11 protein-coding genes and 1 pseudogene are annotated in these 12,573 nt (G+C 54.6%); 5 read left to right on the top strand and 7 right to left on the bottom strand.

The genetic code is table 11. The features are described 5' to 3' along the window. Nucleotides 1-216: 216 nt before the first annotated feature. The 4 genes from BHQ40_RS11115 (at nucleotide 217) to wecC (ending at nucleotide 5,960) form a co-directional block, all read left to right on the top strand. Nucleotides 217-1,338: a polysaccharide biosynthesis/export family protein gene (locus tag BHQ40_RS11115; RefSeq protein WP_253183330.1), complete on the top strand. Its 1,122-nt coding sequence runs from the start codon at nucleotides 217-219 to the stop codon at nucleotides 1,336-1,338. A gap of 150 nt (nucleotides 1,339-1,488) precedes the next feature. Next, a complete protein-coding gene (locus tag BHQ40_RS25070; RefSeq protein ID WP_083276858.1) occupies nucleotides 1,489-2,838 on the top strand; it encodes a phytanoyl-CoA dioxygenase family protein in 1,350 nt (449 codons plus the stop codon). A gap of 261 nt (nucleotides 2,839-3,099) precedes the next feature. Then, on the top strand, nucleotides 3,100-4,473 hold the full coding sequence (locus BHQ40_RS25690; protein WP_139139275.1) for a hypothetical protein: 1,374 nt from the start codon (nucleotides 3,100-3,102) through the stop codon (nucleotides 4,471-4,473). 182 nt (nucleotides 4,474-4,655) lie between these two features. After that, nucleotides 4,656-5,960 carry a UDP-N-acetyl-D-mannosamine dehydrogenase gene (gene wecC / locus BHQ40_RS11105; RefSeq protein WP_070155882.1) on the top strand — a complete coding sequence of 435 codons (1,305 nt, stop codon included), beginning with the start codon at nucleotides 4,656-4,658 and terminating at the stop codon, nucleotides 5,958-5,960. 21 nt (nucleotides 5,961-5,981) lie between these two features. Here the strand turns inward: wecC and rfbA are convergent, their stop codons facing one another. From rfbA to BHQ40_RS26175, 6 genes and pseudogenes are all read right to left on the bottom strand, one after another. Further along, nucleotides 5,982-6,857 (bottom strand): glucose-1-phosphate thymidylyltransferase RfbA, encoded by an 876-nt coding sequence (gene rfbA, locus BHQ40_RS11100; RefSeq protein WP_070155879.1) that lies wholly within the window; start codon nucleotides 6,855-6,857, stop codon nucleotides 5,982-5,984. A gap of 6 nt (nucleotides 6,858-6,863) precedes the next feature. Then, on the bottom strand, nucleotides 6,864-7,766 hold the full coding sequence (rfbD, locus tag BHQ40_RS11095; protein WP_070155877.1) for a dTDP-4-dehydrorhamnose reductase: 903 nt from the start codon (nucleotides 7,764-7,766) through the stop codon (nucleotides 6,864-6,866). Next, nucleotides 7,766-8,827: a dTDP-glucose 4,6-dehydratase gene (rfbB, locus tag BHQ40_RS11090; protein ID WP_070155876.1), complete on the bottom strand. Its 1,062-nt coding sequence runs from the start codon at nucleotides 8,825-8,827 to the stop codon at nucleotides 7,766-7,768. The genes rfbD and rfbB overlap by 1 nt, the downstream gene beginning before the upstream one ends. Nucleotides 8,828-8,854: 27 nt before the next feature. After that, a complete protein-coding gene (rfbC, locus tag BHQ40_RS11085) occupies nucleotides 8,855-9,445 on the bottom strand; it encodes a dTDP-4-dehydrorhamnose 3,5-epimerase (protein WP_253183329.1) in 591 nt (196 codons plus the stop codon). Between the two features lie 748 nt (nucleotides 9,446-10,193). Then, nucleotides 10,194-10,463, bottom strand: a pseudogene (locus BHQ40_RS11080) (HEPN domain-containing protein); the annotation flags it as partial. A gap of 309 nt (nucleotides 10,464-10,772) precedes the next feature. Beyond that, nucleotides 10,773-11,063: a hypothetical protein gene (locus BHQ40_RS26175; protein WP_070155871.1), complete on the bottom strand. Its 291-nt coding sequence runs from the start codon at nucleotides 11,061-11,063 to the stop codon at nucleotides 10,773-10,775. A 147-nt stretch (nucleotides 11,064-11,210) separates the two neighbouring features. Between BHQ40_RS26175 and BHQ40_RS11070 the strand changes: the two genes are divergently transcribed. Then, nucleotides 11,211-11,768 carry a hypothetical protein gene (locus tag BHQ40_RS11070; RefSeq protein ID WP_139139274.1) on the top strand — a complete coding sequence of 186 codons (558 nt, stop codon included), beginning with the start codon at nucleotides 11,211-11,213 and terminating at the stop codon, nucleotides 11,766-11,768. Between the two features lie 19 nt (nucleotides 11,769-11,787). Here BHQ40_RS11070 and BHQ40_RS11065 read toward each other — a convergent pair whose 3' ends face one another. Then, nucleotides 11,788-12,549 (bottom strand): nucleotidyltransferase domain-containing protein, encoded by a 762-nt coding sequence (locus BHQ40_RS11065; RefSeq protein WP_253183328.1) that lies wholly within the window; start codon nucleotides 12,547-12,549, stop codon nucleotides 11,788-11,790. Between the last annotated feature and the right edge of the window lie 24 nt (nucleotides 12,550-12,573).

Genomic DNA, 12,573 nt, shown 5'->3' with positions numbered 1-12,573 from the left:
TGGAAAGGATAATTGACGGAGCGGCGGCATCCGTGACGTTAGTGTTGATCACACAACCCAATGGTGCCAGAAGCATCGCGCGGAACGTGGTTAATGTCATTCAGTCTAGGCGATTCAATGCTGATTTGTGTAAGTGGTGTCCGGGCTCGCGGGCTCCGTGCTTTGGTCGCTGTAGTCTTGAGCGGCGTTTGTCTTCAAGGCCTTTCGGGGTGCGCCATGATGACGGCGGCGGGGCCATCTTCCCGTGCGGTAAACAGTGCTGAAGCCTATGGGCAGGTTGCCGGTACGGATATAAAAATTGTCGATGTCAATGATGCCGTGGCACATCGTCTCATGGCGAAGAACCGGTCGGCGACTTTTTCCGAAATTTTTGGGGATGGTATTCCGGTTGGGCAGCAGGTTGGTCGTGGCGACGTGCTCGAAGTCGCGATATGGGAAGCTCCGCCGGCTGCGCTGTTTGGGTCCATGGGAGGGGATTTGCGCCTTTCTGAGAGCTCTGCATCGGTGGCTCGCGGAACGTCCTTGCCAGAGCAGATGGTGGATACGGATGGAAGGATATCCATTCCGTTTGTCGGCAGCATCGTTGCAGCCGGCCGAACCCCGCAGGAGATTCAAAAGGCTATTGAGGCGCGCTTGGCCGGTAAGGCTCATGAACCGCAGGTCGTCGTTAGAGTCATCCGCAACGTCGCGGCTAATGTGACTATTGTCGGTGACGTTGCGACCAGCACACTTCTTCCCCTCACATCGAAGGGCGAACGGCTGCTTGACGCGATCGCGGGGGCAGGTGGCGTGAAGCAACCTGTCGGCAAGACTACCGTACAGCTTACGCGAAACTCCAAGGTTCAATCCATGTCGCTCGAAGCGGTCATACGTGATCCGCGACAGAATATCCGTCTCCAGTCGGAAGACGTAATCACCCTTCTTTTTCAGCCATACAGTTTTACAGCGTTGGGCGCCACGGGAGGCGTAAATTCGGAGGTTCCGTTTGAAGGAACAGGAATATCTCTCGCTCAGGCGCTGGGCCGCGTTGGTGGTCTTCAGGATACCCGTGCTGATGCAAAGGGTGTGTTCATTTTTCGCCTGGAGGATTTGGCTACGTTGGACCTGCCTGACCCCTCGAAGGTTAAGACAACGGCTGATGGGAAAGTTCCTGTGATCTATCGTGTCGATCTGAAGAACCCGGCCACGCTATTCACTGCTCAAAGCTTCCCAATAAACAACGGCGATGTGGTCTACATTTCCAACGCGCCGCTCGCAGATCTTCAAAAATTCGTGAATATCGTTGCTTCTTTGATTTATCCGGTCCTGTCGGTTCAGAATACTCTGAATAACAATTGAGTGCGATTTTCCCCAGCCGGGACGTCTCCTTTTAAAGGAAGTTGGGCGCATTCGACGGCGTGAGTCTAGCCGTGCGTGATCAGGCTTTGAAAAGTTAGCCTATGGGTCTACGTTTCGGCAAATAACGCTGCTTAAGGAGCGGGTTGCGTTATGCTTTCGTCGGAACAACTGCTTTTTTTTGCGCGAAATGGCTATTTGCAAGTAAGCGGATTTGTTCACGCAGATGTCTGCGCAGACTTGGTGGCGTGTACGACGCGATTATTTCCAATCGGCTGGAGGCACAATGATCCTTCGACATGGACAGGCAAGGCAAAGGATTCCTGTCATGATGCAGGGCTGTTACATCGCGGAGGCGCACTGAAATTTCAACCTGATGTTCTGCCGGACTTGCCTGCCATCAGGGCGTCGTTCGATTCGCAGGCGATTGGCGGCGTGATAGCCCGGGCGTTAATCGGGCATGATCTGGCACCGGTGAAGGTCAGAGGACTTTACCCGATTTTCCCACTCCCTGCGGATGTTCCCATTAGAAAATTTAAGGAAGGCCATATAGAGGCGCATCCGTCGCAGTTGATTTCTCTTTGTTATCTTAATGATGTTGACCCAGGTGAGGGCGCGCTGCTTGTCTGGCCTGGCAGCCATCGGGACATTTATCCTGCAATGGGTTCGAAACTGGATCATGTGGCGACACCAGAATATGAGCGCCTCTTCTGGCGCTGGACAGAACGCGAGCCTATTGAATTGCCTGGGAGGAGAGGTGACATAATCATCATCCATCACCGGCTGCTCCACGCTCCGGGCATAAACCGCGGCAATCGCATTCGTTATGCCTTTTTATATGATCACCGTCGGATTGATTTCAAAATTTTATGTAAGCAACCGCCGTCCGACAATCTGTGGGAAGATTGGCCTGCAATTGCCGCGCTGTCCGGTCAGGGTCAGGACGCGAGATCGGATTTTGATCTCGCTAAGCAGAGCTCAAGGCTCAATATGCGCAATCTAGGCGTCGGGCGTCTGAGGACACCAAGTGTACGGATGGAACCCAGCATGAAGCGTAAGAGTGACGCTTCAGCTCTGGAACGTATGCGCCAAGCTGGAGATTGCTGGCTCTTGCTCTCGGATATGCCGTCGCCGCGGGAAGATAAGCGCCTGTTCCCCAGGGGTTCGAACTTGGCAGCGTTAGGGGTGAAGGTTCGGGTAAATGGCCGTCATATAGCGTCGTTAAGCGAGCATGACATCATTGTCCCCATACAGCCTAGGGGGGGTAAACTGGTTGTCGATATCGGAGGCGTTAATTCGAAGCTTTGGTTGCGCCTTATCGAAACCCGCCTGCCTTTTTCCGATAGCATGGTTATGCTGGAACGAGAATTGGAGCCAGGCGATGAAAATAGGCTCATGATCACCAGAGAAAATGGCTCCGAATGCGCTTGCGAACTACGCGCTACAGTGCCGTCAAAATTCTCTGCCTGGTTCTCTCGATTCAGCGCGCTTGCAAGATTATGATCCAGACATTGACCGCATCAGTTTTACTGCTGGGCTTTCAGTGACTGGCCGGCGTTTGTGAGAGAGGGGGAGGCGGTCATCGATCCCCGTGATGCCCCGTTTGGCGCACGGGGTGATGGCATATCGGATGACAGTTCTGCCCTTCGCGACGCGCTGGCAACGGGTAGGCTTGTCTGGCTTCAGAAGGGTGTGATTTTTGCTTACGGCGCGCAACTGAGGCCACCTAGTCATGGCGGGTTCGTAGGAGGTGGAACTCTCCTAATGCTGACATCTGCCGGAAAATTCGATCAAGCTGAATATAGTGGAGAATTCGCGGGTAACCAGGTTGGAATATATATCGAAGGCAAAAAAAAGGTTCGCCTTGAGGCTCGCCACCTGATGCAGCGTAGCGATGGTATTCGTGTATGTAGCCCGGTTGCGGTCCGCGCGTCCCATGACGTGACAATTATTGGTATTGCCGAAAATTTCAGTGAAGCGGAATTTCCACTCCTGAGCTGGGACTCAAATGTGAATGGCTCTGTCCAATGGAGCGCACGCAATTGTACGCCGGATAGCGATATCCTTCCCTGGATGCAGCTAACCGGCTTCGGCGTAGATTGTAACAGGGTGGAACAGGCCAATTCCATTGGCCTGATATTTGATGTGAAGGTCAAGAAGCTACGCCTCGGGCCAAGAGCTCGGGCCAGATACGGAGAGCAGAGCGACGGAGTGAACATTCAAAGCCAGGGCTTTTCCGGAGCAAAGGGGAGGGTGGTCGCCGATACGGTTGGCGAAGCGTTCGACTGCTTTGGCGATAACACAGAAGTTCGGGTGTTCGCCAAGCGATGCTATGCGTATGGCGTCAAGCTCATCCATGGCGCCTCTTTCAATTATATTGTTGCCACTATCCACGATACGGCAGGACATGGAGTGGTCTTTGGAGGATCAAATTCATCAAAGAAATCAGTTTCTTACAATGTTGTGCGCGCCAAGGTGGCTGGGGTGGGGGCGCTTGGAGGATTTGCCCACGCCTCCGCCATAGGCACGGACGGAACAAGCGCCCTGTATAGGCCTGAGCATAATCGCACCTATGTCCGAACGACAAATGGTGGCCACCTAATGCAATATGCGGTGTTCGAAGAGAGCGGATCGAACAACATTTATGAAGTGGATGGCGACGGTTTCGCAATATCGATGGGGGAAATCACCAGCACTGCTGGAAAAGGAAATTTAATATTTAGGAAAAATAATTCGAGATTAAATGCCTGTGTGGACGTTGAATACGTTATATCTTCAGGAGAAATAATAATATTCAAAAAGCAATTGTCTCGGAAAAGTGTGGATTATAATTCAGAATCTGGAATATTTATTGCTAATAAATCCGGAAAATATTTTATATTTTGTAGAATAAATTTGATTAAATCGAAAAGTAGTGAATTTATATCATTTTATATAATGAAAAATAATGTAGAAATATCTAAATATGATGCAGAAATTGATGAATATTGTTGTAGTTATTTATGGGTAGAGGGAGGGGCTACATTTGATTGTCGAGAGGGTGACTCCATAAGTGTCAAATTTTATACGCAAAATGCTGAAAATTATACAATAGTTCCGGGTCCTGATTTCTCATTTCTATATATCGAGCAAGAGTAAGGGCGGTCATAGTAGGCAATGAAATAGTAGGCTGCTGGAATCGGGATAGTCTGCGGTCACTCCACAAAAAGCCCGGCTATCTAAAAGTCGGGCTAAGGCTACGGAATATTCATGCTTTTCGTCCAAGTGGATGACGTCGTTGCCGGACGCGGCGATGCCAACTGCTTAGAGGTTCTCTTCCTATGCCCGCAGACGTCTCATTGAAGGTTTCCGTCATCGGCCTTGGCTATATCGGCCTGCCGACCGCCGCGCTGATCGCCCGATCGGGGATGAACGTGCTGGGAATCGACAATAATGCGCGGGTTGTTGAGACCGTCAACAGCGGACGAGTGCATATCGAGGAAGTGGATCTGGACGGACTGGTGCAGGGCGTCGTTGCCCGGGGCAACCTGCGCGCTGCGACACAGGTAGAGGCCAGCGACGTTTTCGTCATCGCGGTGCCGACGCCAGTTGCCGAAAATCGCGCGCCGGACATCAGCTATGTTCTGGAAGCCGCCCGCGCCGTTTCGACGGTGCTGAAGGCTGGCGATACAGTCATTCTCGAATCGACATCCCCTGTCGGGACGACCGAAGCAATGCGCGACCTGTTCGCGCAGCTCCGGCCGGACCTGCGTATGCCGCGCGACGGCGCTGCCAGCCCCAATGCGGCGGACATCGCCATCGCCTATTGTCCGGAACGGGTGCTGCCCGGCCGTATCCTGGTCGAACTGATCGACAACGATCGCTGTATTGGCGGCATAACGCCGCGTTGCGCGCGAAAGGCGCTGAGTTTCTACCGTCAGTTTGTGCGTGGACAGTGTGTCACCACCACTTCGCGATCGGCGGAGATGGTAAAGCTGATCGAAAACAGCTTCCGGGACGTCAACATCGCCTTCGCGAACGAATTGTCCGTGATCGCGGAGGGCATGGGCATCGATGTATGGGAAGTCATCCGGCTCGCCAACCGGCATCCGCGCGTCAATATTCTCCAGCCTGGTCCGGGTGTGGGCGGCCATTGTATCGCGGTTGACCCCTGGTTCATTGTCCACTCGGACCCGGAAAATGCGCGCATGATCCGTATGGCGCGTGAGGTGAATGACGGGAAAACCGACTATGTCGTCTCTCATGCCTCTGACGTGATCGATGAACTGCCGGGTGCAACAATTGCCTGCCTGGGACTGGCCTTTAAGGCGAACATTGACGATTTTCGCGAAAGCCCGGCCATCAAGGTCGCTCATCGCCTGGCAAAGCGCTATGGCCGCCGAGTAAAGCTGGTCGAACCCCATATCAGGGACATTCCCGCCGAATTTATTGGCACGGGCGCAGAATTGATCGATTTGGATGACGCGCTTGAAAGCTGCGATATCCTGATCGTTCTTGTCGATCACGACATCTTCAAATCGGTGCCTGTGGCCGAGCGTCTTAACAAGATTGTCTATGACACGCGCGGCATCTGGCCGGATCAGCCAAAGGCATCCGCGCCTGCTCCTATCCGCGCCGTGAGCTGATCTCCGAGCGAACGAAACGGTTTAGCTGTCGCGTCTTAGCGCTACGGTCTTGAGATATACGCCATAGGCGCTCTTGCCCAAGGCAACGGCGAGCCGATCGAGTTGCTCTGCATCGATAAAGCCCTGTTCGAATGCAATTTCTTCCGGGCAGGCGATCTTGAAACCTTGTCGCTTCTCCAGTGTCCGGACAAATTCGGCGGCTTCTATCAAGCTGTCGGGAGTGCCAGTGTCCAGCCACGCATAGCCGCGGCCCATCATTTCGACCGACAGTTGCCCCATTTCCAGATAGGTGCGATTTACGTCCGTGATTTCCAGTTCACCGCGCGGTGAAGGCTTCAAGTTCCGGGCGATATCGACCACCTGATTGTCGTAGAAATACAAACCAGTGACCGCCCAATTAGAGCGCGGCGCAACCGGCTTTTCTTCTATCGTTAAGGCCCGCATTCCTGAATCGAACTCTACCACACCATATCGCTCTGGATCGGTAACGTGGTAGGCGAATACCGTCGCGCCATTGGCCCGTTCGAGTGATCGTGTGAAAAGCTCGGTGGCGCCATGACCGTAGAAGATATTATCGCCCAGAATCAGGGCAGAATTAGAGGCGCCGACAAAATTCGCGCCGATTATATACGCCTGCGCCAACCCGTCCGGGCTGGGTTGTACGGCATATTGAATATCCATGCCCCATTGCGAGCCGTCACCCAAAAGCGCTTCGAAACTGGGCAAGTCTCTGGGAGTGGAAATGATCAGTACCTCGCGGATGCCAGCCAGCATCAGCGTTGTCAGCGGATAATAGATCATCGGCTTGTCGTAGACCGGCATCAGTTGCTTGGATGTGACAAGCGTCATGGGGTGCAGCCGCGTACCCGAACCGCCGGCGAGAATAATGCCTTTCACGAGCTGCTAAACCTCTGCCGTTTGCGGAACCGTTGCGGTCAATTCTGTAATGATCTCAGACACGGCACTTTCCCAGGGGCGCGGGTTGATGCCATAGTCCGCCGAAATTTTTTGCGTAGCCAGGCGGGAATTTGCCGGCCGTCTTGCTGGCGTGGGGTATTCAGTGGTTGTGATCGCCAGGACGTCTGCGTCCGGGCCTCCGCGAGCCTTGCTCATCGCGAAGATTTCCCGGGCGAGTCCGCACCAGCTCACTTCACCCGCATTGACGAAATGATAGATGCCTGCCGGAGCATGTTCGTCCGCAATCATCCGCAATGTGATTGTCTTGAGCGCCTGGGCAATGTCGCTCGCGGCCGTCGGGCAGCCGACCTGGTCATCGACTACGCGGAGCTGTGGATTGGCCGTTGCAACGCGCAACATCGTCTTGAGGAAGTTTCCCCGATGGGCGCTTAACACCCAGGCCGTTCGCATGACTACCGAACGAGAATTGCCGGCGCGGACCGCAATTTCTCCAGCGAGTTTTGATGCTCCATAAATACCAAGAGGGGCGACCGAATCCGTTTCATCATATGGACCAGTCTTGTCACCAGCAAATACATAGTCGGTCGAAACATGAACCAGCGGTATGCCTGCTTTGCGGGTTGCCTCAGCAAGATTGGCCGGCCCCTGCGCGTTGGATAGAAATGCTGCGGCGCTATCATCTTCCGCTTTGTCAACGGCTGTATAAGCAGCGGGATTGATCACGGCGGCGAAAGTGCGTTGGCTGAAATAGGATGTGACACTCGCAGTCGAACTGATGTCCAGCTCTGTGCGATCAGGCAGGTGCAGGGTTACGTCCTGTCCCCAATCCTGGCGCGCAAGTTCATGACCGACCTGCCCGGTACCGCCCGTAATCAGAATGTCCAGCATCAACTTGCCTTTGCGAGGCCGAGCCGGCCAGTGTTGTAGCGCCCGGCGAGGATAGCGCCCCACCAGTCGCGATTTTCGAGATACCACGCCACTGTCTTGGCAATCCCGTGCTCGAATGTCTCTTCGGGCTTCCATCCCAATTCGGTAGCGATCTTCGTTGCATCGATCGCGTAGCGATGATCATGTCCGGGCCGGTCTGCCACGAAACTGATCTGCGTCGCATAGGATATGCCGTCTTTACGTGGCAATTGCTCATCAAGTGCCGCACATATGGCGTTCACGACGTCAATATTACGCCGTTCGGAATTGCCGCCGACATTATAGGTCTGCCCTGGCTCGCCGGTTTCGAACACCGTGCGCAGGGCGCGCGCGTGATCCTCGACGAACAGCCAATCGCGAACATTGCTGCCATCGCCGTAAACGGGAAGCGGTTCATCGTTGAGCGCCCGGATAATGATGAGCGGGATCAGCTTTTCCGGGAAGTGATAGGGGCCATAATTGTTCGAACAGTTGGTAACCAGAACGGGCAGGCCATAGGTATGACCCCACGCACGCACGAGATGATCGGAGGAAGCCTTTGAAGCGGAATAGGGCGAACGTGGATCGTATGCGGTTTCCTCGGTAAAATAACCCTCTTCACCAAGCGAGCCGAATACTTCGTCCGTTGAGATATGATGGAAACGGAACATATCCTGCTTGTCTGCAGGGAGGCCTCGCCAATATCCCAGTGCCTGATTCAGCAGGGTGAATGTGCCGACCACATTGGTCTGAATGAATTCGCCAGGCCCATCTATGGACCGGTCGACGTGGCTCTCCGCGGCCAGATGCGCAACTATGTCCGGCTGAAATTCTTTCAGCAGTGTCGCAACCAGTTCTCCGTCGCAGATGTCCCCCTGAACGAAGCGATATCGTGGAGATTGGTCCACGGAAGCCAGTGACGTCAAAACGCCCGCATAGGTCAATTTGTCGAGGTTAAGCACCTCGTGATCCGTGTCATTGATGATATGACGGATCAATGCCGATCCAATAAATCCGGCCCCTCCAGTCACCAAAATACGCACATTAGTCTCCGTCTATGGCTCTCCGCTTTATAGCGGCAGCAGGGGCTGACCATCGTAGGTAAAGGGGCTGTCGAAATCCGCAAGCGCCGGAAGCACCATATCCTTTGGTGATAGCGTTGGCCCACCCTCAGGGAGCGGCCAGTTGATCCCGATCGTCGGGCAGTTCCACAAGACGCCACCGTCGCAATCCGGTGCATATATGTCGGATACTTTATAGACGACTTCGGCATCGGGTTCGAGTGTGACAAAGGCATGGCCAAATCCGACGGGCACGAAAAGCTGATGCCCGTTATCTGCCGTCAATTCGGCCGCCACGTGCTGGCCATAGGTGGGCGATCCTTTGCGCAGATCAACGGCATAATCCATGATCCTGCCGCGCACGCACCGCACCAGCTTGTCCTGCGCGTGGGGCGGTGCTTGGAAGTGGATGCCGCGAACGGTGCCCGCCGGTCTGGAGTAACTGTGGTTATCTTGCACAAAGCGACATCTTACGCCTTTTTCAGCCCAACCTTTTTCACTGTAGGTTTCGGAGAACCAGCCTCGGTCATCGCCAAATCGGCGTGGTGTGATGAGTTTTATAGGGGAAGGTGTGCTGTTTGATTCCATGGTCGCCTCCATGGAAAAATCTTGCGTCGAGAGCAAGCTCGCTGAGAGATGTCATTCTGGAAATTCTTAGTCTGAAATTGTGGATTGACCGCTTGTTCAACGCAGTCAGCGGTTCGACAGTCCTTTATAGACCGCCCCATTCAGGCTCGTTGGCTCGGGATCTCTCGCCAAAAATCGGCGTATCTGAGGCGCCTCATGTTCCCAATGATTCTTGTGATGCTTGTAAAAATTCAGACCTCTTTTTCATCAGGTAGATCGATCGTCCGTGAGGAATGATTTGCGTGTTTTGTGACTTTTCGAGAGCAGTTTACGCTAAACAAATTTACACAAAAATCAGCTTTGCAATGGGCGATTCGCGCCGCGAAATCTGTCGTATGTAATTTGAATTTTTGATGCTGCCACAAAGGCTAAAGAGTCTCGCTACAGTCTCGTTAATCGGAGAGACTCGCTCTTAAAAATATTGCAATATAATAATGCTTTAGAGTATCCCGCGAGATAAGCCTTCAATCTTGTGGTCCCACCCCCGATCTCCAAATCGCCTCTAAGCGTTGATAAATGAGCTTTTGTGAGATCTCGAATTTTTTGAACCCGAACTCCCACGATTAGCTCATGTGCTGAGCATTTGGTCGAAGGCTCAAAATCAGTGTCAAATTGTCGAGTGTGTCGCAGCTTAAAGTGCGATGGTTCTATACGTCAATTATGTAAGGTGACATGCTGCCGGCGGCTACCGGACGATGCTGCTCTGACCGTCATGGCTCGATCACCTGGCAGCCTCTTCCAGCGTTGCGATCCTTTCTCTGCACACAGCATGCACCACGCGCCCCAGTTCCTCGACCTGGGTACCAAGCCAGCTGAGCTCCTCCTCACTGACGCGGTAATGTTTGGAGTAGCGGGCCTTCACATAAGCGTCCTTCAGTTTCTCGAACATCGCCCGCTCCTTGCGATTGTCCGAGGGCCAGACATGGACCAGCCGCCGATCAATCCGCTCCGCCTGCGTCCGCAGAAAGGCGAGATTGTGCACATGAGGTGTTTATGCCGAGCGTCATACTATGCCGAGTTGGTGCAGTATTGCGCCGTTTTCCAGGGCTTTTGAGATAATCGGCTCGGCATAGTTTCCTCCTCACGCACACCATGTGCGCGGAGGAATGACGATGATCGCCGATGGATATTTGAACAGCAGCCGGATCTTGCGCGGTCTAAAGCGTGGCCCGTTCGGCGAACATATTCACCTCTATGTCGCGTGGCTTCAGCGATGCGGTTTCAGCCTTAACGTCAGTCATCGATATTTAAGCCTCAGGCGCCACGGGCTGCGATCTCGCCGATATTCGGGAAGATCTCGTCACTCAGTATCTCGCTGAGCGTTTACCTTCATGCGCACCTCGCGCTCAAGGAAGCGGCGCTGGCCAGGATCGAGCCGTATAATGGACAGAAGGTCGGTCGCTTTAAACCGCAGGACCAGCTCCTCGCATTTCTGGACGCGCTTTAGCCTGAACAAGCCAATGCCCGGCTTGGCGGGCGGACTCGCCTCTGTTATCTTGCCGACGCGCTGCGCAAAAGGCGGCGCCGGGACTGGTAATCCCGCCAGTGAAGCAACTCGGACACCCTTGGTCTCCGGGGTGCAGTCGCGCATGTCCAGACCTTCGGGTTAAAGGCGGCGGCGCATGTCACTGGCATGTTACCAGCTCCGGCGGCTCCCGCGCCTAGCGTGCGGGAGTTCGGGCCGTTCCGCATGGCCCATACCTCTCGCGCCACGCATTGATGCGGACCGGAGGTACATATGAACAGCCTTGTCCCGACACCGTCGCGCCAGACCTTACGCACTGGACCGGTTATTTCGGCACCCGACATCGGCAACGCCGTACTCGTCAGGCTTCGGAAAGCCCATCGCGCCGAGCCCACGCAACTCCTGCGGACACGCGAAGGGCGTAATCTCAGCCGTGCCCGCTATCGACGCGCGGAAGAGTTCATGTCTTCCCTCGCGCCGGAAGCGCCGCAGGATTGGCATAATTTTCTCTATCATGCTGGCATCGTCGCCCAGCTTGCCCTGTCGTCCCATCTCCTGGATGTAGGCTTTTCAGACGTCTGGTGCGCTCGCCATATCGGCCTGAACGTCGCTCGATCCCTTGCTTATGCCAACGCCACTGGCTTTGATTACGCAGGTGCCGAGATAAAGCGGTTAGCGGATGTCCTCTCACCCTACAGCAAATGGAACCGCCGCTCGCTCGCTGACGACCCTCAACCCAATGATGCTGGTTTTACGACAGAGGAGGTTCGTATCCTGCTGCGCGCCATGCTCGGCCATGTTCGCAATGTGACCGGACACGACCCATTATGATCCTGGAATAGGCCGGAAACTATGCCGAGCCGATTAGCTCAAAAGCGCCGGAAAACGGCGCTATACTGCGCCAACTCGGCATAGTATGACGCTCGGCATAAAGCCCCTTATGCCGCGCGCGGCATAACGGAGTATAGAAGGTGCAGACGAGGAGCACGCAGTGATAGAGCCGCTCAGCCACCTGATGCATCAGAAAGGCTGCATCTTTTAGGCGTCCATTTTCCTGACTAAAGCGTGCTGTTTCGAGCAGCCCCGCACCGCTCGGCATCCACTCTTCAAAATATTCTTTGGCCATAGCGAGGGCCTGATCGGGTGTCTTGGGCTTTGGGGTGTGGAGCTCACTGTCATTGGCCTGATAGAGGGCGATGCCGTCACGGGCCACGTCCATGAAAAAGTACCGCCCATGCGCCAGACCGTCATTCACCTCCTGCAGACTGTGCACGATGAAGTTCACTGGCGTGCGCAGCGTGCCCGTGATCGCCCGCTCCCGGTTCAGACGCTCCTCGGCCCGCGCCCAATAGGCAACCCGGTCCGTCAGCTCCTTGCCGCTCACAATGATCAGCAGATCAAAGTCCGACTGATAGCCCTTGGCGGTATGCGGCTCATCCACCCAGCCGCCTCGCGCATAGGAGCCGTACAAAATGATCTTGCCGATACGTCCCAGCCGCTTGCGGCCGGTCGCCCCCGCCAGCGCATCGCCAAACTCCTCGAACAGGATCTGCACAACACGCTCAAGCTCACGCACCTTGGCCGGGGGAAGATGATCAAGATCGGTTCGCATGCGACTTATCCCTTAGACCGATCA

It is taken from the genome of Sphingobium phenoxybenzoativorans (assembly GCF_001757355.1).
Lineage (GTDB): Bacteria > Pseudomonadota > Alphaproteobacteria > Sphingomonadales > Sphingomonadaceae > Sphingobium > Sphingobium phenoxybenzoativorans.
Note: the sequence above shows the minus strand (reverse complement) of the source record. Positions and strands in the feature narration are given on the sequence as shown.